At 59.3% G+C, this 26,208-nt stretch carries 25 protein-coding genes and 1 pseudogene; 15 read left to right on the top strand and 11 right to left on the bottom strand.

Features of this window, described 5'->3' with window-relative positions:
- Positions 1-232 precede the first annotated feature (232 nt).
- The 3 genes from glnK to BIS10_RS07785 form a co-directional block, all read right to left on the bottom strand.
- Positions 233-571, bottom strand: a complete 339-nt coding sequence (gene glnK, locus BIS10_RS07795; protein WP_009098335.1) for a P-II family nitrogen regulator — start codon at positions 569-571, stop codon at positions 233-235.
- A 265-nt stretch (positions 572-836) separates the two neighbouring features.
- The gene (locus tag BIS10_RS07790) at positions 837-2,084 is read right to left on the bottom strand and encodes an ammonium transporter (protein ID WP_253504134.1); all 1,248 of its coding nucleotides are present in this window, start codon (positions 2,082-2,084) and stop codon (positions 837-839) included.
- Between the two features lie 87 nt (positions 2,085-2,171).
- Complete coding sequence (locus tag BIS10_RS07785) at positions 2,172-2,510, bottom strand: P-II family nitrogen regulator (protein ID WP_058579766.1); 339 nt, start codon at positions 2,508-2,510, stop codon at positions 2,172-2,174.
- Between the two features lie 349 nt (positions 2,511-2,859).
- Here BIS10_RS07785 and BIS10_RS07780 point away from each other — a divergent pair, with 349 nt between their 5' ends.
- The 5 genes and pseudogenes from BIS10_RS07780 to BIS10_RS07760 all read left to right on the top strand — a co-directional run.
- Positions 2,860-3,201 carry an accessory factor UbiK family protein gene (locus tag BIS10_RS07780; RefSeq protein ID WP_253504131.1) on the top strand — a complete coding sequence of 114 codons (342 nt, stop codon included), beginning with the start codon at positions 2,860-2,862 and terminating at the stop codon, positions 3,199-3,201.
- Between the two features lie 245 nt (positions 3,202-3,446).
- Positions 3,447-4,382, top strand: a complete 936-nt coding sequence (locus BIS10_RS07775) for an AraC family transcriptional regulator (RefSeq protein ID WP_253504128.1) — start codon at positions 3,447-3,449, stop codon at positions 4,380-4,382.
- Positions 4,383-4,524: 142 nt separating this feature from the next.
- On the top strand, positions 4,525-6,621 hold the full coding sequence (locus tag BIS10_RS07770; RefSeq protein WP_253504125.1) for a TonB-dependent siderophore receptor: 2,097 nt from the start codon (positions 4,525-4,527) through the stop codon (positions 6,619-6,621).
- A gap of 109 nt (positions 6,622-6,730) precedes the next feature.
- Complete coding sequence (locus BIS10_RS07765; protein ID WP_253504121.1) at positions 6,731-7,600, top strand: ABC transporter substrate-binding protein; 870 nt, start codon at positions 6,731-6,733, stop codon at positions 7,598-7,600.
- 117 nt (positions 7,601-7,717) lie between these two features.
- A pseudogene (locus tag BIS10_RS07760) lies at positions 7,718-7,951 on the top strand (magnesium chelatase domain-containing protein); the annotation flags it as partial.
- Positions 7,952-7,963: 12 nt separating this feature from the next.
- Here BIS10_RS07760 and BIS10_RS07755 read toward each other — a convergent pair.
- Complete coding sequence (locus BIS10_RS07755) at positions 7,964-8,461, bottom strand: type II toxin-antitoxin system YhaV family toxin (protein WP_083025295.1); 498 nt, start codon at positions 8,459-8,461, stop codon at positions 7,964-7,966.
- Positions 8,458-8,793 carry a type II toxin-antitoxin system PrlF family antitoxin gene (locus BIS10_RS07750; protein ID WP_253504118.1) on the bottom strand — a complete coding sequence of 112 codons (336 nt, stop codon included), beginning with the start codon at positions 8,791-8,793 and terminating at the stop codon, positions 8,458-8,460. The genes BIS10_RS07755 and BIS10_RS07750 overlap by 4 nt, the downstream gene beginning before the upstream one ends.
- 199 nt (positions 8,794-8,992) lie before the next feature.
- On the opposite strand from BIS10_RS07750, the gene BIS10_RS07745 reads away from it, so the two are divergent.
- Positions 8,993-10,501, top strand: a complete 1,509-nt coding sequence (locus tag BIS10_RS07745; protein WP_253504115.1) for a YifB family Mg chelatase-like AAA ATPase — start codon at positions 8,993-8,995, stop codon at positions 10,499-10,501.
- Here BIS10_RS07745 and BIS10_RS07740 read toward each other — a convergent pair.
- Complete coding sequence (locus BIS10_RS07740; RefSeq protein ID WP_253504112.1) at positions 10,498-11,466, bottom strand: alpha/beta hydrolase; 969 nt, start codon at positions 11,464-11,466, stop codon at positions 10,498-10,500. The genes BIS10_RS07745 and BIS10_RS07740 overlap by 4 nt on opposite strands.
- A 218-nt stretch (positions 11,467-11,684) precedes the next feature.
- On the opposite strand from BIS10_RS07740, the gene BIS10_RS07735 reads away from it, so the two are divergent.
- Both BIS10_RS07735 and BIS10_RS07730 read left to right on the top strand, forming a co-directional pair.
- Positions 11,685-13,859 carry a malate synthase G gene (locus BIS10_RS07735; protein ID WP_253504110.1) on the top strand — a complete coding sequence of 725 codons (2,175 nt, stop codon included), beginning with the start codon at positions 11,685-11,687 and terminating at the stop codon, positions 13,857-13,859.
- A gap of 171 nt (positions 13,860-14,030) precedes the next feature.
- Complete coding sequence (locus BIS10_RS07730; protein WP_083025333.1) at positions 14,031-14,447, top strand: PaaI family thioesterase; 417 nt, start codon at positions 14,031-14,033, stop codon at positions 14,445-14,447.
- 37 nt (positions 14,448-14,484) lie between these two features.
- Here BIS10_RS07730 and paoC read toward each other — a convergent pair whose 3' ends face one another.
- From paoC to BIS10_RS07715, 3 genes are read right to left on the bottom strand one after another with little or no spacing between them, the layout of a single operon-like run.
- On the bottom strand, positions 14,485-16,668 hold the full coding sequence (gene paoC, locus BIS10_RS07725; RefSeq protein WP_253504107.1) for an aldehyde oxidoreductase molybdenum-binding subunit PaoC: 2,184 nt from the start codon (positions 16,666-16,668) through the stop codon (positions 14,485-14,487).
- A gap of 3 nt (positions 16,669-16,671) precedes the next feature.
- Positions 16,672-17,622: a xanthine dehydrogenase family protein subunit M gene (locus BIS10_RS07720; RefSeq protein WP_253504104.1), complete on the bottom strand. Its 951-nt coding sequence runs from the start codon at positions 17,620-17,622 to the stop codon at positions 16,672-16,674.
- Complete coding sequence (locus BIS10_RS07715; protein ID WP_253504101.1) at positions 17,619-18,185, bottom strand: 2Fe-2S iron-sulfur cluster-binding protein; 567 nt, start codon at positions 18,183-18,185, stop codon at positions 17,619-17,621. The genes BIS10_RS07720 and BIS10_RS07715 overlap by 4 nt, the downstream gene beginning before the upstream one ends.
- 168 nt (positions 18,186-18,353) lie before the next feature.
- Here BIS10_RS07715 and BIS10_RS07710 point away from each other — a divergent pair, with 168 nt between their 5' ends.
- The 3 genes from BIS10_RS07710 (at position 18,354) to BIS10_RS07700 (ending at position 22,528) form a co-directional block, all read left to right on the top strand.
- Positions 18,354-19,343 carry an XdhC family protein gene (locus BIS10_RS07710; protein ID WP_253504097.1) on the top strand — a complete coding sequence of 330 codons (990 nt, stop codon included), beginning with the start codon at positions 18,354-18,356 and terminating at the stop codon, positions 19,341-19,343.
- Positions 19,344-19,348: 5 nt separating this feature from the next.
- Complete coding sequence (locus BIS10_RS07705; protein WP_253504094.1) at positions 19,349-19,942, top strand: nucleotidyltransferase family protein; 594 nt, start codon at positions 19,349-19,351, stop codon at positions 19,940-19,942.
- A 63-nt stretch (positions 19,943-20,005) separates the two neighbouring features.
- Positions 20,006-22,528, top strand: a complete 2,523-nt coding sequence (locus BIS10_RS07700; RefSeq protein ID WP_253504091.1) for an EAL domain-containing protein — start codon at positions 20,006-20,008, stop codon at positions 22,526-22,528.
- Here BIS10_RS07700 and BIS10_RS07695 read toward each other — a convergent pair.
- Complete coding sequence (locus BIS10_RS07695) at positions 22,515-22,955, bottom strand: DUF411 domain-containing protein (RefSeq protein ID WP_083025336.1); 441 nt, start codon at positions 22,953-22,955, stop codon at positions 22,515-22,517. The genes BIS10_RS07700 and BIS10_RS07695 overlap by 14 nt on opposite strands.
- A 162-nt stretch (positions 22,956-23,117) precedes the next feature.
- Between BIS10_RS07695 and BIS10_RS07690 the strand changes: the two genes are divergently transcribed.
- Positions 23,118-23,873 carry a glutaredoxin gene (locus BIS10_RS07690; protein ID WP_207953620.1) on the top strand — a complete coding sequence of 252 codons (756 nt, stop codon included), beginning with the start codon at positions 23,118-23,120 and terminating at the stop codon, positions 23,871-23,873.
- A gap of 6 nt (positions 23,874-23,879) precedes the next feature.
- Here the strand turns inward: BIS10_RS07690 and BIS10_RS07685 are convergent, their stop codons facing one another.
- Complete coding sequence (locus BIS10_RS07685) at positions 23,880-24,260, bottom strand: DUF423 domain-containing protein (protein WP_083025358.1); 381 nt, start codon at positions 24,258-24,260, stop codon at positions 23,880-23,882.
- A 142-nt stretch (positions 24,261-24,402) separates the two neighbouring features.
- Between BIS10_RS07685 and thiS the strand changes: the two genes are divergently transcribed.
- Genes thiS through trmB form a run of 3 tightly spaced genes read left to right on the top strand, consistent with a single transcriptional unit; the run spans position 24,403 to position 26,208 of the window.
- Positions 24,403-24,624, top strand: a complete 222-nt coding sequence (gene thiS / locus BIS10_RS07680) for a sulfur carrier protein ThiS (RefSeq protein ID WP_153843523.1) — start codon at positions 24,403-24,405, stop codon at positions 24,622-24,624.
- A gap of 27 nt (positions 24,625-24,651) precedes the next feature.
- Positions 24,652-25,446: a thiazole synthase gene (locus BIS10_RS07675; RefSeq protein WP_083025362.1), complete on the top strand. Its 795-nt coding sequence runs from the start codon at positions 24,652-24,654 to the stop codon at positions 25,444-25,446.
- A gap of 12 nt (positions 25,447-25,458) precedes the next feature.
- A complete protein-coding gene (trmB, locus tag BIS10_RS07670; RefSeq protein WP_062359229.1) occupies positions 25,459-26,208 on the top strand; it encodes a tRNA (guanosine(46)-N7)-methyltransferase TrmB in 750 nt (249 codons plus the stop codon).

The raw sequence follows: 26,208 nt of genomic DNA, 5'->3' as shown, positions 1-26,208 counted from the left end.
GGCGTCACGTTTAAACGCATCTGAATACCTGGGGCTACATTTGTATTTCATAACACCTTCTCTCGAAAAAAGGTGTCTACTTTTTTAGGGGCAATCCAGGTGAATAGAAAATCGTAGCCCGTATCATCGTCGCCTTATGCACAAAGCCCCTGTGGATACTATCCACAGGGGCTTTGTCTATTCAGCGCAACTCACTGTTCACGCCTTACCCTTCACTACTGACGCTTCACCGTTAAACCGCGTCTTTACCGGTTTCGCCAGTACGAATACGGATGACCTGCTCAAGGGGCATCACAAAGATTTTACCGTCACCGATCTTACCGGTGTTGGCGACCTGGGTAATCGCGTCGATCACCTGCTCGGCCATATCGTCGTCAACGGCCACTTCCAACTTCACCTTGGGTAGGAAATCCACCACGTACTCCGCGCCACGATAGAGCTCCGTGTGGCCCTTCTGACGGCCAAACCCTTTCACTTCCGTTACCGTAATGCCCTGCACGCCGATATCAGAGAGCGATTCGCGTACGTCATCAAGCTTGAACGGCTTGATAATGGCTGAGATCAATTTCATTGCGACATCCTCTAGCTTGGTGGCCCACTGTTATCAAAACAGCGTTATTGAACGGTTGTCATAACCCATCAAGGTTGGCGGGGCGCTCGCATAGCCAAGCCCGTTACCCAGTGGGTTAAGCATACACCGCCATGGGCAGAGAATAAAAAACCAGTACGTACCTAGCTAATAACAACCAGCGTGCAACCTACCTGTGAAGGACAAAAAGGCCTCCCACGGTGGGGAGGCCAAAAGGAGCACGCCAGCTCACATGATTAGCGCAAGCTTATTTCTTAACGCTAAACTCGGGATAGGCTTCCAGACCGCACTCAGCGATATCGACGCCTTCATACTCTTCTTCTTCGCTAACGCGGATACCCATGACCGCTTTCAGCACCAGCCATACCACTAAGCTTGCGATGAAGACCCAGCCAAAGATGCCCACGATACCGATCAACTGTGCACCGAAAGAAGCATCGCCATTATTCAGCGGTACTGCCAACACACCCCAGATACCGACCACACCGTGAACGGAGATCGCACCAACCGGATCGTCCAGCTTCAGTTTGTCCAACGTTACGATAGCAGCGACAACAATCAGGCCACCTACTGCGCCAATAATGGCAGCACCCAGCGCTGAAGGAGAAAGAGGGTCGGCGGTAATCGCCACCAGGCCAGCCAGCGCGCCGTTCAGCGCCATGGTGAGGTCCGCCTTGCGGAACCACAGCTTAGCTAGAATAAGCGCGGCGATGACACCACCAGCAGCCGCTGCGTTGGTGTTCACGAACACTTGCGCAACGTTGTTAGCTGAACCGATATCGGACATTTTCAGCTCAGAGCCACCGTTGAAGCCGAACCAGCCCATCCACAGGATGAAGGTACCCAGCGTTGCCAGCGGCATATTGGCACCGGGAATCGCGTGGATAGAGCCATCTTTACCGTACTTGCCTTTACGCGGGCCAAGTACCAGCACACCGGCAAGCGCTGCAGCCGCACCGGCCATGTGCACAATGCCGGAACCCGCGTAGTCAGAGTAGCCCACTTCAGACAACCAGCCGCCGCCCCAGGTCCAGTAGCCAGACACCGGGTAGATGAACGCAGTCATCACCACGGCAAAGGCCAGGAACGCCCACAGCTTCATACGCTCAGCAACCGCACCCGAAACAATCGACATCGCGGTAGCCACAAACACTACCTGGAAGAAGAAGTCAGAACGCATGGAGTAGTAAGGCGCATCGTCGCCACCGGCCAGCACTGCATCGGCGCTGTTTTCAGTACCGATCAAGAAGCCCAGGTTCGGCAGGAAGCCGCCTGCGCTGCTGGAGTACATGATGTAGTAGCCCACCAGTAAGTACATGGTGCAGGCAATCGCAAACAGTGCGATGTTTTTAGTCAGGATTTCTGCGGTGTTTTTGGAGCGAACCAAGCCCGCTTCCAGCATGGCGAAGCCTGCGGCCATCCACATGACCAGCACGCCGCAGATCAAGAAGTAGAACGTATCGAGCGCATAGCTCAAATCAGCTAACTCATTCATGAGGTGTTCCCCGTTTGTACTAAGAAAAGGTACTTGGAAGAGATACTTGGCGACGTTAAAACGTCATCAGCAACTCAAAGTCGGCCCTTAAACGGCGTCGGCACCGCGCTCACCGGTACGAATACGGATCACATCTTCCAACGGCGTCACAAACACTTTGCCGTCGCCGATTTTGCCGCTATTCGCTGCGTTACAGATGGCATCCAACACGCTCTCCAGGCGCGCATCGTCGACGGCGACTTCCACTTTCACCTTGGGCAGAAAGTCGACCACGTATTCCGCACCGCGGTAGAGTTCGGTATGCCCCTTTTGACGGCCAAAGCCTTTTACTTCGGTAACCGTAATCCCTTGAACGCCGTTGTCGGCGAGTGCTTCACGAACGTCGTCAAGCTTGAATGGCTTGATGATAGCGGTGATGAGTTTCATCCCGGATCTCCCCTGCTGGCTCGGTGGATAGCGGCATGGCCGCCCGAATTTAGTGCTTGCCCTACTAATGCTCATACCGTGCCACTCACTTTTTTATTATTTAAATTCAAAAACTTAAATTATTAACATAAGTAAGTGGCGGTAACTAAGCACCGCTACCTACTACGTGCCGGACTTGCTTTGCACCATAAAAGAACATTGAAAAAAGCTAGTCGCCCCATTTCGATGCATTTGTACACGTACGCCCACCGCGCTTAATTAACAAACGGCACATGCGAATCGTCGGCGGGTTGCGTATCCTTACTCACAAGCAGTTCACATTTATGCGTGATCGTTTAAGGAGAGAGCCATGGCGCCCCAAGACCGCATTAGCCGCTTAGCCCAGCAGATCGGCGACCGCTTACAGAATGCGTCGCAAGCCCCGGAAGATATTCAGAAAGGTGTCCAGCAGGTGGTACGCGGCGCGTTTGACCGCCTGGAGCTGGTATCGCGGGAAGACTTTGATATTTTGATGGATGTGCTGCAACGCACCCGCTCGCGGGTAGAGGCCCTAGAGCGCCAAGTGGCCAGCTTGGAAGCAGCAGTAGAAGCCTCTAGCACCAACGCCGCCACGCCTGTAGAAGCTGAAGTACCGCCCGCCCCTGTGCAACCTTCCAGCACAACTAAGCCAACCGCTGACGGCGCTGAGTAAGTACGCCGTTTTGCACGGCATGGGGCAGGTTCGGCTGCCCCACTTCTTGCCCCTACCTCTCTCCCACACTCTCTCCCGTCCTCTCCCCTGCACTTAATTCAAAACCTTATACCAGTGAACAAGAATCACTATCATTGACAACCCTAGTGATAGTGCTATCGTGCGCTTATCTGCAGCCTCCCGCGTGCCGTTAAGCACCAATACGGCGCAGGCACTACGCTCCACCCACGATAGCGACTGCCCCAATGCCTCAGCAGGAACGCTTAGCAACGCCTGAAATCACCCCCTTTTCGTTGGCCCAGCTTGGCCAGCGCTTCGGCATTCACTACCGCATTGAAGGCCCTTCTTCTCCGCGCCAGCCGGTCGCCACTGGTCATGTACATGACGTTAGCCTGCGCCACGGGGTGCACTTAACGCTCTCTGATTTGCAGGTAGAACGTGGCTATACCTCCACGTCTTACCAAAGCGTGCCATGGTTCTTGAGCGTTATCTTGGAAGGCACTATTCATCTCCAAATGGGCAAGCAGCAGATACAGCTCTCTGCAGGAGATGGCGTATGCAGCCACTTTGATGCCCGACACCCACTCATGGTGCATCAGCCTATTCAAACACGCCTTCGTACTGTCAATATTGCGGTTCTGGCCACTGCACCCTTAGGCCTACCCACCCCGCCTGATGCTTCATGTTTGCATTGCTGGAAGCTCCCCAAGGCCCTCTGCGAAACGCTTTGCACCATTAGTGAGCAACCGCCCTCGCTCTGGCGACAGGCGCTCGTTTGGCAGGGGTTAGCACTGCAGCTAATTGGATTAGGTTTGCCCGAGCGTCTGACAGCGCTACCCGAGCACAAACGCCTTTCTACCCGTGATCGTCATTGCCTCACGGCGCTGCACTCGCGCATTGCTCAGCATCCCGCCGAGCCTTATAGCCTCACCGCATTAGCCAAAGAAGCCGCTATGAGCCCCAGCAGCCTGCGCCAGAAGTTTCGCGCCTGCTACGGCTGCACGCTGTTCGACTATATTCGCCAAGTGCGATTACAGCAGGGGTACGAGGCACTGCAACGAGGTGAGAGCGTGCAACAGGCGGCCCATCACTGTGGGTATCGGCATGCCAGCAACTTCTCCAGCGCCTTCAAGCGCCACTTCGGTTTTTCCCCTCACGAGTGGAATCGCTCCAGCGTATAGCCAGCGCTTGAGTTCCTTTCGCGTGCACAAACATGTCAGCGCGCATAGCAGGCTTGGCACGGCGCATACCTTTATGGCGCCATAAAAAGCAATAATTCTCATTGCTTAATAACACTGATTCCACTTCCTCCCAGGATCACTTATGGCCTCCACCCATCGTCTATTTTTACTTGCCCCCTTGAGCAGTGCGCTGCTCATCGCGCTGGCAACGCCTGCTGCGGCACAGCCGAGCACTGCTTTAGCCACCGTCACTGTGACTGCCCAACAGGCGGCGACCAAAGTTGCTACGCCCTTTATCGAAACCCCACAGAGCGTTTCGACCATCACCGAAACGCAGATGTCGCAACGCGGCGTCAGTACCGTACAGCGCGCCGCCGACTACACCCCCGGCGTGTATAGCAATCAAATAGGGGCTTCCAACCGTTTTGATTACCTGGTGCTGCGGGGCTTCTCCGATGGCAGCTTGAGCAACACTTTTTTAGATGGCTTGAAGGTGATGGGCGACGCCAACTCCCATAGCAGCATGCGCATCGACCCCTGGTTTTTAGACAGCATCGAAGTGGTGCGCGGCCCTGCATCCGTGCTTTATGGCCGCGCCTCACCGGGCGGCGTGGTAGCGCTCAACAGCAAACGCCCTGAGTTTGAGCAGGGCGGCAAACTGCGTTTTAGGGTCGGCAATAATGATCAGCGCAGCGCAGCGTTTGATCTCACGGGGCCGCTGGGGGAAGAACAGCGCGTTGCGTTTCGCCTCACCGGCATCGCCAGCGCCGCTGATACCCAGTTTGGCCCAGCCGAAGAGGAGCGCTACGCCATTGCGCCACGGCTAACCTGGGACATGACCGACGCCACCAGCCTGACCGTCGAAGCGTATCTTCAGGATGAGCCAGAAGGCGGCTACCACTCCGGCGTGCCTTATGAAGGCGCGGTGATCGCTCGCAATGGCCGCCAAATAAGCAATAACTTCTTCGATGGCGAAGCCGATTACGACGCCTATAAGCGCACCCAGCGCATGCTCGGCTATACCCTTGAGCACCGCTTTAACGACCGCGTATCCGCGCGCCAACTGCTGCGCTATCTCAATTCAGACGTGACGCTAAATCAGGTGTATGGTTTTGGCTGGGCATCGCCGACCTCAAACGCATTGGCCCGCTACTACTCCGGCAGCGAGGAGTCGCTTCAGGCCTTAACGGTGGATAATCAGTTAGAAGCCCGCCTGACCAACGGCTTCATGGAGCACACCCTGCTGTTGGGAGCGGATTACCAGCAACGCGAGAACGAGGTTGCCTGGCCTTCCGGCGCGTTCCCCTCTTTGGATGCCTTCAACCCGGTCTACGGCAGCGAGCCGCTGGCGTTCTACGCGCCCATCCGGGAGAACCACGAGTTGGAGCAAACCGGCGTCTACCTTCAAGATCAAATCGCCGTCAATAACTGGCGCGTGACGCTGGGCGGGCGCTTTGACTGGGTCAATATCGATAACACCAATCGCGACAGCGGCGCTACCAGCGCGTTGAGTGACACCCAATTTAGCGGCCGCGCCGGGGTGGTGTACCTGTTCGATAACGGCATTGCCCCCTACGTCAGCTACTCGACGGCCTTTACCCCCACCAGCTTCGTCGATGCCAACGGCGACCTGCTCGCTCCCATGGAGGGTGCACAGTGGGAAACCGGCGTGAAATACCAGCCCAACGAACAGCAGCAGTACAGCGCAGCGCTGTTCCACATCAGCCAGGAGAACGTGGCTACCAAAGAGCAGCCTACCGACCCCTACCGTGCCGTAGGCGAGATTGAGTCACAAGGCATCGAACTGGAAGCCCAAACGCAGCTCACCGAGGCGCTCTCACTTCAGGCAGGCTACAGCTTTACCGACATTACCTACGCCAAAAGCGACGACGGCAACCAGGGCAATAACGCCATTTACTCCCCCCGCCATCAAGTACAGCTGTGGGGCCACTATGCCGTGCAGGAGGGTTGGCTAAGCGGTGCGGATATCGGCGTGGGCGTGCGCCACTACGCTGACATTGCCGCTGACCGCGCCAACACCGCCACCGTGCCGGACTACACCCTCGTTGACGCCACGCTGGGCTACGACTGGAGCCAAGCAGGCCTCAATGGCGTCGAAACCCGCCTGAATGTGCACAACGCCCTGGATAAAGAGTACGTGGCGTCGTGTAACTCACTGGAGTACTGCTATTTCGGTGCCGAACGCGGCGTCACCGCCAGCGTTCATTACCGTTTCTAAGCAGCGACCACACCCAGGCGCACGCGCCCTGTGCATGCCTGGGTGTTTCTATTTGCAATTGATAAACAGACTCGTTTAAATAAGGCGCTTATTGCTAGGTACTAACCTCATGCGCTGTTTCCCCCGACTGCTTATCCTGGCTCGCCGCAGCCTGCTTGCGGCTGGCCTGCTGTTGTCTACCGCCAGCCACGCCCAATGGGCCACCATCGACTGGACCATTGCCGAGACGCTGCTCGCGATTGACGCGCAGGTCAGCGGCATTGCGCAGCAGCCCGCCTACCACGACTGGGTGGGCGAGCCGCGCATTCCCGAGCATGTGATGGATATTGGCCTGCGCACCCAGCCCAACTTCGAGCTGCTGGCCCAATCGCCCCCCGAACAAACACTGCTCTCGCCTATGTTTACCGGGCTGATTCCCCGGCTGGAGAAAATTGCCCCGGTGGGCACCTTCGCCCTCTACTCACCAGGCGCGGAGACATGGCAGGAGATGCAGAGCCTTACCCGTCAACTGGGCGAGCTGACCGACCGCAACGCCGAAGCCGAGGCGCTGATTGAGAACACCGAACAGCTGATGGCTGAGCTGCGCCGCCAGCACAGCGACTCGCCCCCACTGCTAATGGTGCAATTCATGGATGCCCGCCATGTGCGGGTATTTGGCGAGAACAGCCTCTACAACGCCGTTCTAGAGCAGCTTGAACTGCCCAACGCCTGGGACCAACCCACCAACGCCTGGGGGTTTTCACTGGCCGGTATTGAAGCGCTGGCACGCTACCCCGATGCCACGCTGGTCATCGTCGACCCACTCCCCGCAGGCGTGGAAGAGCAGCTGGAAGGGAGCGGCCTCTGGCAGCACTTACCCAACGTGCAAAACGGCCGCCTACTTCGCCTGCCACCAGTTTGGAGCTTTGGCGCTCTCCCCTCCGCCCAGCGCTTTGCCCGTGAGCTAACCAGCGCGTTGAATGCCCATCACGCTGACTAGCCCGCCATCAACCTGCCCACCAGAGTGGCGCCCAACGCCTGAAATAAAGTAGGCTTAGCCAACGAGCAGGCTCATTAAACTGAGTGAGCCGATTGAGAGACGTTGCGAGGGAGCGCCATGACACTAGCCATTGTCGCCACGCGGGCAGGCGTGGGGTTAGAAGCACCGGCGGTACATGTAAAGGTTCACTTAGCCAACGGCTTGCCGGGGTTAACCCTGGTGGGCTTGCCGGAAACCGCCGTGAAAGAGAGCCGCGAACGGGTGCGCAGCGCCTTGATCAACGCGGGTTTTGATTTCCCCAACACCAAGTGCATTACCCTCAACCTCGCCCCGGCGGATCTCCCCAAAGAGATCTAGTGTGATTTAGTTATCGTTGTTATCTGCCGCTAAAAGTAAATGAATTCGTTCAACTTCGCTCATTGAGGCTTTCTGTAAGGCTTTCCAGCTATCCGGTGGGTTGCCACTGCTGAGCATTTTCTGAAAGACAGAGTAAGTATCATGCTTACTGCCATAAGCGCGTTTTGTAGCGTCATCATTGACCCATGCATAAATAATGATTTTGCTCGCAGCATCGTAGCGAAAGAACAGCCGGTACTGCTGGTAGAACTTTGCTCGTTGCCAATGAGTGTGTTCTGTGCCAAGCGTGTTCCCTTGGCGGTATTGAGTGCCTGATGGATCCTGCGGAATATCATTCAAGGCCAGCTTCATGATCGCTGCTAGGCGCTTGGTGGCCGCCTTGTTGCGATAACCGGCAGGATCTTTCGATTGAAGATGTCTCACCTTCAAGGTGAGTGCTTCGACTTGTTCCAAGAACAACGGATGGGCATAAATCGTCCATCCATTAACCTCCAGAGGCTTCATTCGTCGTCATCATCCTCTTCCAGCGCCTCTTCGAGGTCTACCTCAATACCTGCGGTAAGCCGTTTGGCCTCGGCAAAGCTACTGGCAGTCACCGGGCGAATATTTTCCGGATGCGCCAGAAGATCGCGCTCTAGAAAATTGAGGAAGTTGACCATCACAGGGTCGTGCTTGGCCTCATCACTCGCCCGGGTAAGCACCACTTCTCCATCAGGACGAACGGTATAATGGATACGGTCTCGGCGCTTCAGCTTTAGCGCCCGGCGAATCGATGCCGGAACAGTCGTTTGATAGCGATCCGTCAGAGTTGAGTCGTCTTCGATAAGCGTGCTCACTGTCGCTCTCCGCTTGATAGCAATGCAAAGGTAATGCATACAAAGTTAATGCAAGCGCATTACCTCGTCAAGCCGTCTCCGCTACTTGAACCAGTTGCTTAAGCGCTACCAAAGCCTTCTTAATTACGTTAGGTTAAATACTTAAGCTAATGTAGCTTTATCCTACATTGGAGTAAGTGACAACAGCAGAGGAAAGGCGATGACGCTAGCCATTGTCGCCACGCGGGCAGGCGTGGGGTTGGAAGCACCGGCGGTACATGTAGAGGTTCACTTAGCCAACGGTTTGCCGGGATTAACCCTGGTGGGCTTGCCGGAAACCGCCGTGAAAGAGAGCCGCGAACGGGTGCGCAGCGCCTTGATCAACGCGGGTTTTGATTTCCCCAACACCAAGCGCATTACCCTCAACCTCGCCCCGGCGGACCTGCCCAAAGAGGGTGGCCGCTTTGATTTGCCGATTGCACTGGGCATCCTCGCGGCCTCCGGCCAAATCCCGGTGGATGCGCTGGAAGGCATGGAGTGCGCAGGGGAACTGGCCCTGGATGGCAAACTGCGGGCGGTGCCCGGTGTGCTGCCATTTGCCCTAGCTACCCGCCGCGCCAACAAAGCGCTGATTGTGCCCCGAGCCTGCGCCGATGAAGCTGCCCTCGCGGGCGATTTACCGGTGCTGCCCGCCGACTCTCTCTGGCAAGTGGTGGCTCACTTGCTGGGCCAGGAGAAAATTCCGCCCCACCAGCTCTCCGCCTCCGTCAAATCTACCGCCCCCATGGCGGACTTAGCCGACGTGCGCGGCCAGCATCAGGCCCGCCGAGCGCTGGAAGTCGCTGCCGCAGGAGGCCATAACCTATTGCTCGCAGGCCCACCCGGCACCGGAAAAACCATGCTGGCCAGCCGCTTACCCGGCATTCTGCCGCCGCTGTCAGAGGATGATGCACTACAGGTGGCGGCAGTGCGCTCGGTATGTGGCTTGGCGCTGGAAGCCGACTGGGGCCAGCGACCTTTTCGCCAACCCCACCACAGCGCGAGCGCTGCTGCACTGGTCGGCGGCGGCTCAAAACCCAAACCGGGAGAAATCTCGCTCGCACACCACGGCGTGCTGTTTTTGGATGAGCTGCCGGAGTTCTCCCGCAACGTTTTGGAAGTATTACGCCAACCGCTGGAAACTGGGGAAATACATCTCTCCCGCGCCAGCCATGAACGCCGATACCCTGCTCAATTTCAGCTCGTTGCCGCGATGAACCCTTGCCCCTGCGGGCACCTGGGCGACCCACGCCAACGCTGCCAGTGCAGCGCCAGCCAAATTCAGCGCTATCAGGCACGGCTCTCTGGCCCGCTGTTGGATCGTATTGACCTACAAGTGGAAGTGCCCGCGCTGCCACCAGAGCAGCTCACCGCACAAACTCAGGGCGAACCCTCCAGCGCAGTGCGCGAGCGGGTGATGGCAGCTCGGGAGCGGCAAATGGCTCGGGGCGCGCTCAACAGCCAGCTCAGCGGTAAAGCGCTGGAAGCCGCCTGCGCCCTTAATGATGAAGAGCGCGCCTGGCTGGCAGGCGTGCTGGAAAAGCTCAAGCTCTCCGCCCGCGCCTACCACCGCGTGCTGCGCGTGGCGCTGACGCTGGCTGACTTACAGGGCGAACCCAAGCCCTCCCAGCCGCACTTTATCGAAGCCATCGGCTACCGGCAGTTGGATCGGCTATTGAAGGGAGCTTAATGCACGTTCTCGACAAAGTGATCGAGCGCTTCAAACAACACTTGGCGAATCGGCTCTGCTTCGTTCACCAAGTGGTGGCGCGCCTCCGGGTGGCGGTGAATCTCTGCATTAGGAAATTTATTCGCCAAAATGGCGAGGTTCCACTCCCAATCCACGGTGAGATCCTGCTCGCCTTGCAGAATCAGCGTCGGCAGCGGGTTAGGCTCTCGCGCCAGTAGGCGTGGCATCCAGCGGCGCATAGCGGTAATCCAGGCCACGCTTAGCCGTTCTGGCTGAAGCGGGTCTTGGTCGCGTAGAAAGGCGGTGAACTGCTCGTCGGTGGAGTTGGGGCGATACTTGCGCGGCAACTCTTTCACAAAGGGGCTGGCGATTAAATGCAGCCAGCTGGCCTGGCTCCAGCGCCAGGGGCGTACTAGCGGTGCCAGCAGCACAATGCCTGCCCATCCGGCCGTGTCGCGGCGGGTGAGCGCGTCGGTGGCGAGAATCGCCGCACCGGTGCTTTGGCCCACGCCCAGCCACGGCTTCGGTGCCATGCTGAGGGTCTGCAGCGTCTCTTGCAGGTGCGCCAAGCAGTGCTGGTAATCGTCGAAATCTTCGATTTCCGCCCGGGGGCCGCTGGAAAGCCCGTGACCAGGCAAATCCCACAGCACCACGCGCCAGCCTTTGGCCAGCAGGCAGTTAAGTAAATGGCGGTACAGGCCCAAGTGGTCAAAGTAGCCATGAATAACAAACGCGGTGCCGGTGGGCGCAGGTGGGCTCCACACTTGGCACCACAGCGCGAACCGCCCGGTATCAATAAACCCGGCGTGCACTTCGCTGGTGTCGTTGAGCAGCGTCTCTAAGCCGTAGTGGCGAAAGTAGTCATGCACAGCTTCCGTTAGCGCATCGCCCGGGGTTAAGCGGGAGAGCGACGACTCACCTTGCGCCTGCCGAAACAGACCTTCCAAGTGTTGGAAATTATGCATTAACGTCTCTCCGTGAACACCACACTTCCATGGGCTGATTAACAGCACAAATAACAGCGGCGGTGGCGCCCGCTCTTATCATTTGGTCGAGCATTTTACCGCTTTAGGGTCTAGGCTGTTTACATGCCAACGCAGATGTGGAAGTATTTTCCATAATTCAAATTTTACCCTGACCGTGGCAGTCAAACCAACCACGGGCACCTTCACAGGAGAACCCCATGAGCGAGCGTATCACGCGTCACCGTTTACAGGTGGCAGCCGACCTAGATCGTTTCATCAACGAGCAGGCTCTGCCGGGCACCGGCGTCGACGAAAGCGCCTTCTGGGCCGGTGTCGATGCTCTGTTTCACGATTTGACCCCGAAAAACCGCCAGCTGCTCGAAGAGCGCGACACGCTGCAAGAGAAGCTGGACGCTTGGCACCGTGAAAACCCCGGCCCGGTCAGCGACATGCCCGCCTACCGCAGCTTCCTGAAAGAAGCGGGCTATTTGGTAGACGCGCCGAATAGCGTGAAAGCCACCACGGCCAATGTTGACCGCGAAGTCGCCACGCAAGCAGGCCCACAGTTGGTGGTACCGGTGAGCAACGCCCGCTACGCCCTGAACGCTGCCAATGCCCGCTGGGGCAGCCTGTACGATGCACTGTACGGCACCGACGCCATCTCTGAAGAAGACGGCGCGGAAAAAGGCACCAGCTTCAACCCGAAACGCGGCGAAAAAGTCATCGCTTACGCCCGTGGCGTGCTGGACCGTGCCGCCCCGCTGGCCACTGGCTCTCACCGGGATGCCGTTAAGTACACCATCCGCGACGGCCACTTGGTCGTCAGTCTGGAAGGCGGCCGTGAAACCGGTCTAAAAGACTCCGGTAAGCTGATTGGTTTTAACGGTGATGCTTCCGCCCCCGAATCGATTCTGCTGGCCAACAACGGCCTGCACCTGGAAATCCAGATCGATGCCAACCACTCGATCGGTAAGACCGACCCGGCGCACGTCAAAGACGTAGTCGTTGAAGCCGCGCTGACCGCCATCATGGACTGCGAAGACTCCGTTGCGGCGGTGGATTCTGAAGACAAAGTCGGTGTGTACAGCAACTGGCTCGGCCTGATGAAGGGCGACCTGGAAGAGAACATCGAAAAAGGCGGCAAAACCTTCACCCGTAAGCTGCACGCCGACCGCACTTGGCAAACCACTGACGGCAACACCGTCACGCTGCCGGGCCGTTCGCTGATGTTCGTGCGCAACGTGGGCCACCTGATGACCACGCCTGCGGTGCTGGACGAAAACGGCAACGAACTGCCGGAAGGCATTCTGGACGCGGTGGTCACCTCGCTGCTGGCCCTGCACGACCTGAAGAAAGATGCCGACCAGCCGCGCAACTCCCGCGCAGGCTCGGTGTATATCGTGAAGCCGAAGATGCACGGCCCGAAAGAAGTCGCCTTCGCCAACGAGCTGTTTGGCCGCGTCGAAGACATCCTGGGCATGAGCCGTGACACCCTGAAAATGGGCATCATGGACGAGGAGCGCCGCACCACGGTTAACCTCAAGGCATGTATTGCCGAAGCCGCCTCCCGCGTGGTGTTTATCAACACCGGCTTCCTGGATCGCACCGGTGATGAGATGCACACCGCCATGGAAGCAGGCCCGATGGTTCGCAAAGGCGATATGAAGAGCGCCGCGTGGATCACCGCCTACGAGAAAAACAACGTGCAGGTTGGTTTGGCCTGTGGCCTGCGTGGCCGCGCCCAGATTGGTAAAGGCATGTGGGCCATGCCGGACCTGATGCACAACATGTTGGAGCAGAAGATTGGCCACCCGAAAGCCGGTGCCAATACCGCGTGGGTACCTTCCCCCACAGCGGCGACCCTACACGCGCTGCACTACCACCAGGTAAACGTGAACGACGTTCAGCGCGAGCTGGAAGCCCAGGGCGAGCCGGACTTCCTGGACGACCTGCTCACCGTGCCGGTAGCGGAAAACCCCAACTGGTCGGATGAAGAGATTCAGCAAGAGCTGGATAATAACTGCCAGGGTATTCTGGGTTACGTCGTGCGCTGGGTTGAACACGGCGTCGGCTGCTCCAAAGTGCCGGATATTCACAACGTTGGCCTAATGGAAGACCGCGCCACGCTGCGTATCTCCAGCCAGCACATTGCCAACTGGCTGCATCATGGTATCGTCGATGCGCCCCGCGTTGAGGAAACCCTCAAGCGCATGGCGAAAGTGGTTGATGAGCAGAACGCTGGCGACCCCACTTACACCGCCATGAGCGCCGACTTTGAAGGCTCTACCGCGTTCAAAGCTGCCTCTGACCTGGTGTTCAAAGGTCGCGTACAGCCGTCTGGCTACACCGAGCCGCTCCTGCACGCATGGCGCCAGGTACACAAGGCTAAATAAGCCCTATCGCTTAATAGCCCCCAGCCCCAAGGCTCGCGCCTTGGGGCTTTTTTATTTATGCTGGCTTACGTTGACGTAAAAGCAAAGTGGCGCTGCGGACAACCTCCTCTCTACGACCTGCCCGCAGCATCAGTCCCCGTGCCTGTAAGAAAATAGCGAGGAATAACAACAATGACCGTGATGACCGCCGAGCAGATTGAGCACTTTTTAGATGAAGTCTTTCCCCAGCGGATGGGCAAGATAGTGAGCGTTGGAGATATGTGCGCCACCATGCGTTTAAGCATTGGCCATGAGCACCTGCGCCCTGGCCCCCGCGTGTCAGGCCCTACCATGATGGGCTTTGCGGATGTGGCGCTGTACGTGGCGATACTGGCCCAAATAGGCCCCGAAGCGATGGCCGTGACCAGCGATTTAAACTGCCACTTTCTACGCGCAGCCTCCGGCGACCACGACATTATTGCCCACGCCAAGCTGATCAAGCTGGGCCGCCGCCTGGCGGTGGGCGAAGTGCAGATTTTCTCCGCCAGCGATGACACGCGCCCCGTGGTGCATGTCACCGCCAGCTATGCGCTGCCGGATAACACCTAAGCTGCCAAACAGCGCCGTCGTTCACGCCTTAACGCGCTCAACTCACTTTGGGGAGCTGGTCAATCAGCCGATCCAGCGTCATCGGGTAGTCGCGTACGCGGATGCCGGTGGCGTTATAGATCGCATTCGCCACGGCCGCCGCGACGCCACAGATGCCCAGCTCCCCCACGCCCTTGGCTTTAAGCGGCGTCGAGGCGGCGTCGGTGGTATCCAGGAAAATCACCTCCTGCTCGGGAATGTCCGCATGTACCGCCACCTCGTAACTGGCGAGGTCGTGATTGACGAAAAAGCCGCGCTCCACATCGGGGGTGAGTCCCTCCATCAAGGCACTGCCCACGCCCATGGTCATCCCCCCAATCACCTGGCTGCGCGCCGTGACCGGGTTGAGGATCCGCCCCGCGTCGCACACCGCCAGCATACGGCGCACTCGAGTTTCGCCGGTATGGGCGTGTACGGCTACTTCAACAAAGTGCGCGGCGAAGGTGCCAATCTGCAGCGTGCCTTTGAAGTCTCCAAAGTGGATGGTGTCTTCTGCCACCAGCTCTTCGCCATCAGCCACCTCCGCAAGCGCTACCTCGGTGGTGCCTGCGATCACCATGCCCTGTTCAAACCGCGGCGCGTTCATACCAAGGCGCTGAGCAATCTCCTCTTGAAGCTTCAAGCAGGCCACGTAAACACCGGCGGTGGCGCTGGCGGCACCGAACTGCCCGCCGGAGCCCGACGAGACCGGGTAGTCGCTGTTGCCCAACCGCACCTCCACGTCATCTAGCGCCAACCCCATGGCTTCCGCGGCGGTTTGAGCAATAATCGTGTACGAACCGGTGCCGATATCGGTCATATCGGTCTCGACCACCAAGCGCCCAGCCTGCAAGCGCACCCGAGCGCCGGAATCCATGGTGGGCGCGCCGCGATAAGCCCCTGCCATGCCGTGGCCGATCAGCCACTGCCCTTCCCGCTGGCCGCCTGGGGTGTGGTTGCGCGCCTCCCAGCCAAACGCCTCGGCCCCTTTTTGCAGGCACTCTACGTAGTGGCGGTCGCTAAACGGTTTGCTGGGGTCTTCCGGGTCGACTTGTGTGTCATTGAGGATGCGAAATTCTACCGGGTCCATGCCCAGCTTCTCGGCCATTTCGTCCATGGCGATTTCCAACGCGGCAAGGCCGGAGGCTTCGCCGGGGGCGCGCATATCCGCCGACTCGGGCAGGTCCATCTCGATAGCCGTATGGGCCACGCGGCGGCTTGCACCGGCGTAAAAGGCGCGGGTTTGGTTGACCGGGTTCTCGCCGCTGCCGCCGGGCAGCGTATGGGAGAACGCTGAGTGGTCGAAGGCGGTAATCCGGCCCTCGGCATCGGCGGCAATACGCAGGCGCTGAACAGTACCGGAGCGGTGGGTGGCGTTGTTGAACACCAGCGGGCGCGGTAGCGCGAGCTTAACCGGCCGCCCAGCAGCCCGAGAGCCGAGCGCGGCCAGCACGGTATCTGCCCGCAGCCAGAGCTTGCCGCCAAAGCCGCCGCCCACGTAGGGGCTCTCTAGACGAATGGTCTCAAGGTCGATAGCAAAGGTCTTGGCCAGCGCTTTGCGGGTCCAGGCTATCATCTGGTTGGAGGTCCAAACCGTCATTTTCCCGCCATCCGACCAATCCACGATAGAGGCGTGAGGCTCCATCATGGCGTGGCTTTGGGAAGCCGTGCGGTAGACTTCATCCAACGTTACCGCTGCGTTTTTAAAGGCCGCATCCACATCGCCCACGTCAGAGAGCGGCTCGTCGGGTGTTTGCTGCTCCCAGGCGGCGTCTAAATCAAACACGCCTTGCTCTTCTTGGTAGCGCACCTCGATCAGTGCGGCGGCACTTCGCGCCTGCTCTAAAGTGTCGGCCACCACCACGGCAATGGCTTGATGGTAGTGGGCAACGGTATCGCCACCAAACAGGCGCGCCACGTTGCTTTTGGCCTGCGCCAGCGGTTCTATTTCTAGAGTGGTGACCACCGTGGCCACCCCAGGCGCGGCGCGGGCGGCTGTGGCATCCATGTGGGTAATGCGCCCTTTGGCGATGGTAGCACATAGCGGGTAGCCCACCAGCTGGTGGGCCGCTACGTCATGGCGCTCGTAGGCGTAGGGGGCTTGGCCGGTCACTTTGAGCGCGCCATCGATGCGCGCATGGGGCTTGCCGACAATACGGGCGCGGTCAAACAGGTTATCGTCGGTCGATTGATTGAAATCCATCGGTTACTCCTCGGCCAGCAGCGCGGCGAGCGTTCGCTCTGCCAGGGTCAGCTTGTAGGCGTTCTCTTCGGTCGGGCGGGCACCATCCAGCAGCTCAGCCATCACCGCGGCTGCGCCTTGGGGCAGCGCGGCATCCGCAGCATCGCGCCGCCAGGGCCGTGGGGCCACACCGCCCAGCGCCACGCGCCCCGTGCCGTCCGGGGCGTGAATCAGCGCCACTGAGACCAGCGCAAAGGCGTACGAAGAGCGGTCGCGCACCTTGAAGTAGGCATGGCGCCCTTCCATCGGCGCGGGCAGCGCCACCCCGGTAATCATCTCGCCCTTGGCCAGGACGTTTTCTACCTCGGGGGTATCGCCGGGCAGCTGGTAGAACGCATCTAGTGTCAGGCTGCGGGTCTCGCCCTCGGGGGTATCGGTTTCCACGCGGGCATCCAGCGCTTGTAGCGCCACCGCCATATCGGAGGGGTGCGTGGCAATGCACACATCAGAGGTACCAATTACGCCGAGCTGCCGGGTGGTCGCGCCTTTTCCCAGCGCCGCGCAGCCAGCGCCCGGTGAGCGCTTATTGCAGGGCATGGCGGTGTCGTAAAAATAGGGGCAGCGCGTGCGCTGCAGCAGATTACCGCCGGTGGTGGCTTTGTTGCGCAGCTGGCCAGACGCCCCAGCCACCAGCGCCCGGCTCAACACGCCATAGGCTTTGCGCACGCGTGGGTCGGCCGCCAGGGTGCTATTGCTGACCATCGCCCCCACCCGCAGGCCACCCTCTTCCGTAGCGGTAATGTCGTTTAAGCCGGTGCCGCGCACATCGATCAGGTGCAGCGGGGTTTCGATCTCGTGCTTCATTAAATCCAGCAGGTTGGTGCCGCCGGCAATGAATTTCGCGCCCGGCACCTCGGCCGCGCGGGCCGCTGCTTCGGCGGGGCTAGACGCCCGCTCGTAGGAAAAGGCTCTCATGCGCGCTCCTTGGCAACCTGGGTAATGGCCTTGAGGATGTTGGCGTAAGCGCCGCAGCGGCAGAGGTTGCCCGACATCCGCTCGCGAATCTCGGCATCGGTGATCTCGATAGGCGCGGTGAGATCCGCCGTGACATGGCTGGGAATATTGGCGGCGATCTCCTGCAATACGGCGTTGGCCGAACAGATCTGCCCCGTCGTGCAGTAGCCGCATTGGAAGGCGTCGTTATCCACGAACGCCTGCTGCATAGGGTCTAGATGATCTACCGTACCCAGGCCTTCGATGGTGGTGATCTCGTCACCTTCGTGCATCACTGCCAGGGTGAGACACGCGTTGATGCGTTCGCCATTCACCGACACGGTGCAAGCGCCACACTGGCCGTGGTCACAGCCTTTTTTGGAGCCGGTGAGCGCTAGATGTTCCCGCAGGGTATCCAGCAGCGTGGTGCGGTTATCGAGCGTTAAGGTGTGCTGGGTGCCATTCACCACCAGCGTCACGGTCGAGCGCGGCACTTCTTGCGGTGCCTGATCGCGGCGCTGTTCAGCGCTATTTGAAGCGTTCATAAATCGGTGCCTTCCCTGCTCATTGCTGTTGCTTATCAACGGTCTCGCCCCTTCAGCATAGACATAAATCGGCGGCAGCGACCTGACGCGTGCCAAGCGGCTGCGCTACGCTTAGCGCAACGACCCGCGCTAAGCGGGCAGGGTGACTGACGAAAGGACGCAATATTGATGCAACACTTGGATCGGCAGGTGATTGAACACGCCCTGGCGTGGTGCCAGCAGGGCCGCCCTTTTTGGCTCTGCACGGTGCTGGCTACCTTTGGCTCCTCTCCTCGCGAGCCGGGCTCCTGGATGGCAGTGAACGAAGCAGGAGAGGCCATTGGTTCGCTGTCCGGGGGCTGTGTAGAGGAGGACTTTCTCCAGCGCGTCAAAGAGGGGGCGTTTGAGCGCCCGGTGACGGTCATCCGCTACGGCGACCCGGACGACGTTCAAGGAGCTAACGTGACGCTGCCCTGCGGTGGCATCTTAGAAGTATTAATTGAGCTCCTGCACGCGACTCAAGCCACCGAAGCACATCTCACCACGCTGCTGGCGACGCTAGACGGCCAGCAGCCGCTGGTGCGCCATGTCGACCTCCCCAGTGGGCGCTTTGGCTTTCACAAGGATGCCTCGCTTGGCCCACGGGTTTACCGTGAGCAAGTGCAGGGGGAATCCGAGCGCATCTACCTACGCGTTGCCCCCGCCAGGCGGTTAATTATTGCGGGCATCTCCGCCATTACCGCCCCCTGTGCGGCCTTTGCCGTCACGCTCGGTTTCGAGGTGATCGTCTGCGACCCGGACGCCACCGCCTGCGCGCAGTTCTCCGTGCCCGGCGCGGTGGTTAAGGCAGCGCTGCCGTCCCAGTACATCGCCTCCGGCGCTTGCCATGGGGCGACGGCAGTGGTGGCGCTCACCCACGACCCGCGCATCGATGACTTGGCCATGATGGAAGCCGTATGCACACCTGCATTCTATATTGGCGTGATGGGCTCTCAGCGCACCTCCACCGCGCGGGCCGAGCGGCTGATACGCTCCGGCGGGCTCACCCAAGCGCAGGTGAAGCGCCTGCATATGCCCATTGGCCTAGCGCTGGGCAGTAAAACTCCGGCGGAAATTGCCCTGGCGGTCATGGCGGATATCGTACGGGTGCAGAACGGTAAGGCCGTCGATGAGCTTTAATCGCCATGAACGCTAACCACGTCGTCGCTCTAGTGATGGCGGCAGGCTACTCGCGGCGCTATGGCGAGGCCGATAAGCGCCAGGAGCGTCTTGCCGATGGCCGAACGCTGTTGGCCACCACCGTTGCGCACACCGAGCAGGCGTTTAGCCAGGTACGGGTCGCGATTCGTGAGGAGGACAACGCGTTTCAGCTTGGCTTGGCTGCCAGCACGCCGCTGATCCGGCTACGTCAGGCGCACCTGGGGCTGGGCGCCAGTTTGGCCGAAGCGGTGGCGGCGCTAGGCGGTGATTGCCGCCTGAACGACAGCAAGGCGGTGGCGGTACTGCTAGGCGATATGCCGCGTATTCACCCCGCGACGCTGCGGGCACTACAGCAGCAGGCCGCCCGCGATACCATCTGGCGGCCGCGCTACGGCGGGCAGCCCGGCCACCCGGTGCTGTTTGGCCGGGCTTTTTGGCCGGAACTGGAGCACTTACGAGGCGAAACGGGCGCTAAGTCGCTGATTCAACGCCACCCATCCCATTACCATACGTATGACGTCGACGACGCAGGCATTCTGCTCGATATCGATACGCCAGACGCCCTCGCCAGCCTCTAGCGTTTAAGCACAACTTCGATTATCAGAGAAAGGATTTAACAAACATTATAAAGTAGTGTGTGCATGCCACTGTCACACAGCGATTTATTAATGATACTGCCCAACCTGTTACTGGATCCGCAGGCGCTGAGTGCTTTGCAAGGAAAGCACGATGTTCCCTTGGTCATTTTATCCTGGCTAGTTGCACTGGCCGCGTCTTACGCCAGCCTAGAAATTATTCGCTTGGTCGGTAGTCACTCATCGTCGCTCTGGCGCAGAACATGGCTCACCGCAGGTGCCAGCGTAATGGGCGCTGGCGTCTGGAGCATGCACTTTGTCGGCATGCACGCCTATCAGTTGGACTTTCATGTCAGCCATAGCCATCTACTCACGCTGCTTTCAATACTGCCCGCTATTTTAGGCAGCCTTGTAGCCATGACGCTGCTCTGCCGAGAGCAGTTAAGGCACCGCACTCTGATCCTTGCAGGTATCAGCTTAGGGCTGGGTATTGGCGTGATGCACTATAGCGGCATGGCCGCCATGCGTATGCCGGCAACGCTCTACTACGCGCTGGATCTGCTCCTAGCCTCGCTGGTCGTTGCCGTTGGGCTGGGCGTTCTCAGTGCCTATGCTTACCGCTTATGCCGCATGGAAAATGGCAAAGCGCACTATCAGCGATACGCCTTTGTCTCTGCGCTGTGTATCTCGCTCGCCGTCAGCGGCATGCACTACGTGGCCATGCAGGCTGCCTGGTTCGTGCCCATGAGCGATGCCGCCGATCACGCCCACATAGAGGCCTCCCACTGGCTTATTTTTGTGATCAGCGGGGCGGCCGTTTTTGCCGCGCTGCTGACGGTGCTGGCGATTAAAATCCAGCGCCGCCTGGAAGACAGCGAGCGCCACGGCCATATGACTCAACGGCGTCTGCTGGAAGTGATTGCCGCTCTGCAGGATGGCGTGGTGCTATTTGATGATGGAGCGCGCATCCGGCTGTGTAATAACGCTTTTGAGCAATTAACGGGGATGACTCACACCCAGCTCATCGGTACGGATATCACTCAAGTGCCTTACGCTAAAGATAGCCAGGCGCTCACGCCTGCCATTCACCGTGCGTTGGTATCGCAAGGGGAATGGAGCGGTATGGTCACCGCTCTGCGCTCCAATGGCGATGAGTACCCGGCATGGCTCAGCATCAGCCGCGTGAACTATGCCCACAGTAAAGATCAGGATTACGTGGCCCTGATCAGCGACCGAACCGACGAGCAAAACGCACAGCAGCGGATTCGCTACCTGGCTTATCACGATATGCTCACGGGCTTGCCAAATCGCTTGGCCCTTCAGGAGTACTTGACGACACACCTGCAGGATAGCCGCCATAAGGGCCACTACTCAGTGCTAGCACTGTTGGACGTCAACCGTTTCAAAGTGCTGAACGACAGTATGGGCCAAGATATCGGCGACGAGCTGTTACGACAGCTCGGCAGCCGCCTGCAACAGCAGGCCGGAAAGCAAATGTACGCTGCCCGCTTGGATGGCAATGAGTTTGCGCTGTGCCACACGCTCAACGCCACCGATCAAACGGCAGCTGAACAACAGGCGCACCAGCATATCGAGAGCGTGCTGGCGTCCCTAGTGGCCGACTACCAGCTTCACGGGCACACCTACCCGTGCAAAATTAACGTGGGCATGCTGATTTTTTGCCCTCGTGAGATTGAGAGCGTCGGGCAGCTGTTCAAGCGCGCAGGGCTTGCGCTACTGGAAGCCAAGCGCCAGCGGGACGGCGAGCCAAAACGGTTCTGCGCGGTGTTGGAGCAAAAGCTTGAAGAGGATATAACGCTAGAGCGTGAGCTGCGCCTGGCGATTGATAGCGGTGCGCTTAGCCTGCACCTTCAACCACAGGTGGGAGCGCAGCACGAGGTCATCGGTGCCGAAGCCCTGGTACGCTGGCACCACCCCCAGCAAGGCATGATTTCACCAGGGCGCTTCATTCCCATCGCTGAACAAACCGGACTGATTCTGCCCCTAGGGGCCTGGGTACTAAAAGAGGGTTGCCGCCTGCTCGGCGAGTGGCAGCACGACACGCGCCTGAGAGATTTAAAGCTTTCGCTTAACGTGAGCGTGCGTCAGTTCCAGCAGCCCGATTTTGTCGAGCAGGTCACCACCACGCTGCATGCTACCGGCGCCCCGCCTGAGCGCTTAACCTTGGAGCTCACTGAATCGCTGCTAATGAGCGACCCAGAGGGCACCATCGATAAGATGCTGCGCCTGCGGCAACTGGGCATCCGCTTTGCGCTGGATGATTTTGGCACCGGCTACTCATCGCTGGCGTATCTCAAATCACTGCCGCTGGACACGCTCAAAATCGACATTGCCTTCGTCAAGGATTTAACCTTGGATATGCAGGCAACGCCGATAGCCGCCACCATTATTGCCCTGGCAGAGAGCCTGGGATTAGACGTGATTGCCGAAGGCACGGAAACTGCCGACCAGTGCACGGTGCTAGCTCGCTTAGGATGCCATGTGTATCAAGGCTACTATTTTGGCAAGCCAGCACCCGCAGCAGAGTTTGCGCGACGCAACGGCGCTTCTTCGCCTACAGCGTCATAAACGGCTGGGCGTCTTGATCGCTGAATAGGTAAACGTTGTAAGGCTCGCTTTGGGGCCCAGGCATGCCCGGTGTGCCAATCGGCATACCGGCTAAGCCGATGCCATCGACATCCGGTTGCTGTTCAAACAGTGCCTCAACCGCTTCCATCGGCACGTGCCCTTCAATCCAATAGTTGCCTATCTCAATGGTGTGGCAAGAGCCCATGCCGTAAGGCACGCCCGCCTGCTGTTTGATATCACCCAGCTCGACATCATCAATAATGGTGACGTCTACGCCCAGCGCTTCAAGATGACGCGCGTACTCATCGCAGCAGCCGCATTGCGGGTTTTTATACAGCGTCGCCTCATCGGGCAGCGCAGCATGGGCCGTCGCAACGCCGAACATCAAGGCACCAGAGACCAGCAGCGTCGTGGCATGTCGTTTCATATCGCTCTCCTATGACAACGTCTTTTGCAAAGCTTACAACCTAGGGGCTACCTATAGGTCAAGACCCAAACAACAGCCTCTCACTCTCGTTTGACCTATGGGCGGCACTGGGTTCTACGCTAAAGGTTGGACGTTGATCGCAAGACGACAAGGAGGCTGATGATGGCAGCAACGACCCACCACACCGCACAGGTGTATCGGATGAAAACCGCCGAGCACATGTGCCCGTTCGGCTTGAAGACCGTCGACCTGCTCAGGCGCAAAGGCTACGCGGTGGATGACCACACCCTCACCTCACGCGAGGAAATCGACACCTTCAAGGCGCGAGAAGATGTCGATACCACGCCGCAGGTGTATATCGATGGGGAGCGTATCGGCGGCTACGAAGAAGTGCGCGAACACTTGGGTATGAGCGTTCCCAATGCCAAAGAGACTACCTACCGCCCGGTGCTGGCCATTTTTGCCGTCGCGCTATTAATAGGTCTGGCGATGAGCTGGGCAACTCAGGGCACGCTGCTCACGGCGCGCATGCCAGAGTTTGCCGTGGCAACCGCGATGGTGCTGCTGGGCCTGCAGAAGCTGCAGGATATCGAAAGCTTCAGCACCATGTTCCTCAACTACGACCTGCTCGCCCAACGCTACGTGCCCTATAGCTACGTTTACCCCTACGCCGAAACCGCCGCCGGGCTGTTGATGCTGGCTGGCACGCTGATTTGGGTAGCCGCGCCGCTGGCACTGTTCGTCGGCACCGTGGGCGCAGTGTCGGTGTTTAAAGCGGTTTACATCGATAAGCGCGAACTCAAGTGCGCCTGCGTGGGAGGCAACAGCAACGTACCGCTCGGCTTTGTGTCGCTCACTGAAAATCTGGTGATGATCGGCATGGGCTTATGGATGCCATTGCGCCTACTGCTGGGCTAGCGTCGATTAAGAGCGGCTTAGCAGCGCCGTGACGCCCAAGGCCAGCCAGCCGGCCATCAGCAGCAGCCCGCCAATCGGCGTCACGATACCTACGCTCAAACCGGCCAGCGCCATCAGGTAGAGCGAACCGGCAAAGGCCAGTACGCCTAACGCCCATAAGGCGAGTACGACCTGCTGGCCGGGGTGTGAGTAGTGGCTGCGCCAAGCAAGCACCGCCAGCATGGCCAGCGTGTGCCACGCTTGGTAGCGCACGCCGGTTTCCACGATATCCACCATGGCAGCGCTGGTGCGTGCCGCTAACCCGTGGGCGGCGTAAGCCCCCAGCATCACCATGGTTGCCCCTAAAAGCGCCACCACACACCACCACAGCTTGTCGATTCGCTGCACGCCCTACTCCTTTTCACCTATGTTGGCGGCGCATCGCCACCCCGTTAATCATTGAGATATTCACCCCGCTGCATACCTTGCACGGGTCGAAACCGCTACAATAGAGGCCGTTTTGCCTCATCCACCAGGGTGCTTACTGTTTATGTCTACCCCCAATGAGTCGATACAGCTTACGCTCAACGGCGAACCCTACGCCATGACCGCTGGCCTCACCGCTGCTGACTTGGTCGAGCAGCTTGGCCTGGGCGGGCGTCGTATCGCTGTCGAAATCAACGAACAGATTGTGCCCAAGAGCCAACTGGCCGCGACCCCGCTGGCCGCAGGCGACCAGATCGAAGTGGTCCACGCCATTGGCGGCGGCTAGCTGCCGGTGCTTTTTCAAGGAATCGCTATGACGCAACTGACTGATACACCGTTCACCATTGCCGGACGTGATTTTAGCTCCCGCCTGTTAGTGGGTACCGGCAAGTACAAAGACTTTACCGAAACCGGTGCTGCCATTGCCCAGAGCGGTGCCGAAATCGTCACCTTTGCCGTGCGCCGTACCAACCTTGGCCAAGATGCCGATGCGCCGAACCTGCTCGACGTCATCTCGCCCAGGCAGTACACCCTGTTGCCCAATACCGCTGGCTGCTACAACGCGAAAGATGCCGTGCGCACCTGCCGCTTGGCCCGCGAACTGCTGGACGGCCACAACCTCGTCAAGCTGGAAGTGCTCGGCGATGACCATACGCTCTACCCCAACGTGGTCGAGACGCTCAAAGCTGCCGAGACCCTGCTGGCCGACGGTTTCGACGTGATGGTGTACACCAGCGATGACCCGATTGTGGCACGCGAGCTGGAAGCCATGGGCTGCTGCGCCATCATGCCGCTGGGCTCATTGATTGGCTCGGGCCACGGCATTCAAAACCCGCATAACGTTCGCCTCATCGTAGAGCAGAGCAGCGTGCCGGTCCTGGTGGATGCAGGCATTGGTACGGCCTCCGATGCCGCCATGGCCATGGAGCTTGGCTGCGACGGCGTGCTGCTCAACAGCGCCATTGCCCACGCCCGCGACCCGCTGCGCATGGCCAACGCCATGAAGCTCGCCGTCGAGGCTGGCCGCGATGCGTTCTTGGCAGGCCGCATGCCGCGCCGCCAAAGCGCCGACCCCTCTTCGCCTTTTGCAGGCCGAATCAACGGCTGATACAGAGACACCATGACCGATACGAACGACACCGCGCCCGAGAGCAACACCACCGGCCCCGAAAGTGCCGATGCGCCGCTGCACCGCCGTGGCATTAAAAGCTATGTGATTCGCGCCGGGCGCATGACCCAAGCCCAACAACGCGGCCTGGAAGACGTATGGCCGCGCCTGGGGCTGACCATTGCCGATGGTCGCCAGGATTTAGACGCCCTGTTCGGCCGCCAAGCCCCCCGCGTGGTGGAAATTGGCTTTGGTATGGGTAACTCGCTGATCGAGCAGGCTGAAACTCATCCCGATACCGACTTTATCGGCATCGAAGTGCACGCCCCCGGCGTTGGTAAACTGCTCGATGAAGTGGATAAACGCGGCCTGACCAACCTGCGCGTTTACCGTGAAGACGCCCTGGCGGTACTGGAGCAGTGTCTGCCCGAAGGCTCGCTGACCACACTGCAGCTATTCTTCCCCGACCCGTGGCCGAAGAAGAAGCACCACAAGCGGCGCATTGTCCAGCCTGCGTTCGTGGAGCTGATTCGCACGCGCCTCAAGCCCGGCGGCACGTTCCACATGGCCACCGATTGGGAAGCCTACGCCGAGTGGATGGCGGAAGTGATGGAAGCCGCCCCCGGCTACGCCAACACCGCTACCGCCGAGACCGCGCCTTACGTGCCCCGCCCGGCTTTCCGACCGCTCACCAAGTTTGAAGCCCGCGGTGAAAAGCTCGGCCACGGCGTGTGGGATCTGATTTACCGGCGGGAAGCGTAA

Origin of the sequence: Halomonas sp. 707B3 (assembly GCF_024158645.1) — a bacterium.
Taxonomy (GTDB): Bacteria; Pseudomonadota; Gammaproteobacteria; order Pseudomonadales; family Halomonadaceae; genus Vreelandella; species Vreelandella lionensis.
The sequence above is the reverse complement of the archived record's forward strand: the minus strand, read 5'-3'. Positions and strand labels throughout refer to the sequence as shown.

What these genes read in the sequence shown, in the direction of transcription:
- BIS10_RS07675 (WP_083025362.1), top strand. Translation starts at nt 24,652, where the DNA reads ATGACGCAACTGACTGATACACCGTTCACCATTGCCGGACGTGATTTT.
- BIS10_RS07745 (WP_253504115.1), top strand. Translation starts at nt 8,993, where the DNA reads ATGACGCTAGCCATTGTCGCCACGCGGGCAGGCGTGGGGTTGGAAGCA.
- trmB (WP_062359229.1), top strand. Translation starts at nt 25,459, where the DNA reads ATGACCGATACGAACGACACCGCGCCCGAGAGCAACACCACCGGCCCC.
- BIS10_RS07755 (WP_083025295.1), bottom strand. Translation starts at nt 8,461, where the DNA reads ATGAAGCCTCTGGAGGTTAATGGATGGACGATTTATGCCCATCCGTTG.
- BIS10_RS07780 (WP_253504131.1), top strand. Translation starts at nt 2,860, where the DNA reads ATGGCGCCCCAAGACCGCATTAGCCGCTTAGCCCAGCAGATCGGCGAC.
- BIS10_RS07700 (WP_253504091.1), top strand. Translation starts at nt 20,006, where the DNA reads ATGCCACTGTCACACAGCGATTTATTAATGATACTGCCCAACCTGTTA.
- BIS10_RS07770 (WP_253504125.1), top strand. Translation starts at nt 4,525, where the DNA reads ATGGCCTCCACCCATCGTCTATTTTTACTTGCCCCCTTGAGCAGTGCG.
- BIS10_RS07740 (WP_253504112.1), bottom strand. Translation starts at nt 11,466, where the DNA reads ATGCATAATTTCCAACACTTGGAAGGTCTGTTTCGGCAGGCGCAAGGT.
- BIS10_RS07715 (WP_253504101.1), bottom strand. Translation starts at nt 18,185, where the DNA reads ATGAACGCTTCAAATAGCGCTGAACAGCGCCGCGATCAGGCACCGCAA.
- thiS (WP_153843523.1), top strand. Translation starts at nt 24,403, where the DNA reads ATGTCTACCCCCAATGAGTCGATACAGCTTACGCTCAACGGCGAACCC.
- BIS10_RS07690 (WP_207953620.1), top strand. Translation starts at nt 23,118, where the DNA reads ATGGCAGCAACGACCCACCACACCGCACAGGTGTATCGGATGAAAACC.
- BIS10_RS07695 (WP_083025336.1), bottom strand. Translation starts at nt 22,955, where the DNA reads ATGAAACGACATGCCACGACGCTGCTGGTCTCTGGTGCCTTGATGTTC.
- BIS10_RS07705 (WP_253504094.1), top strand. Translation starts at nt 19,349, where the DNA reads ATGAACGCTAACCACGTCGTCGCTCTAGTGATGGCGGCAGGCTACTCG.
- BIS10_RS07765 (WP_253504121.1), top strand. Translation starts at nt 6,731, where the DNA reads ATGCGCTGTTTCCCCCGACTGCTTATCCTGGCTCGCCGCAGCCTGCTT.
- BIS10_RS07775 (WP_253504128.1), top strand. Translation starts at nt 3,447, where the DNA reads ATGCCTCAGCAGGAACGCTTAGCAACGCCTGAAATCACCCCCTTTTCG.
- paoC (WP_253504107.1), bottom strand. Translation starts at nt 16,668, where the DNA reads ATGGATTTCAATCAATCGACCGACGATAACCTGTTTGACCGCGCCCGT.
- BIS10_RS07790 (WP_253504134.1), bottom strand. Translation starts at nt 2,084, where the DNA reads ATGAATGAGTTAGCTGATTTGAGCTATGCGCTCGATACGTTCTACTTC.
- glnK (WP_009098335.1), bottom strand. Translation starts at nt 571, where the DNA reads ATGAAATTGATCTCAGCCATTATCAAGCCGTTCAAGCTTGATGACGTA.
- BIS10_RS07720 (WP_253504104.1), bottom strand. Translation starts at nt 17,622, where the DNA reads ATGAGAGCCTTTTCCTACGAGCGGGCGTCTAGCCCCGCCGAAGCAGCG.
- BIS10_RS07730 (WP_083025333.1), top strand. Translation starts at nt 14,031, where the DNA reads ATGACCGTGATGACCGCCGAGCAGATTGAGCACTTTTTAGATGAAGTC.
- BIS10_RS07710 (WP_253504097.1), top strand. Translation starts at nt 18,354, where the DNA reads ATGCAACACTTGGATCGGCAGGTGATTGAACACGCCCTGGCGTGGTGC.
- BIS10_RS07735 (WP_253504110.1), top strand. Translation starts at nt 11,685, where the DNA reads ATGAGCGAGCGTATCACGCGTCACCGTTTACAGGTGGCAGCCGACCTA.
- BIS10_RS07785 (WP_058579766.1), bottom strand. Translation starts at nt 2,510, where the DNA reads ATGAAACTCATCACCGCTATCATCAAGCCATTCAAGCTTGACGACGTT.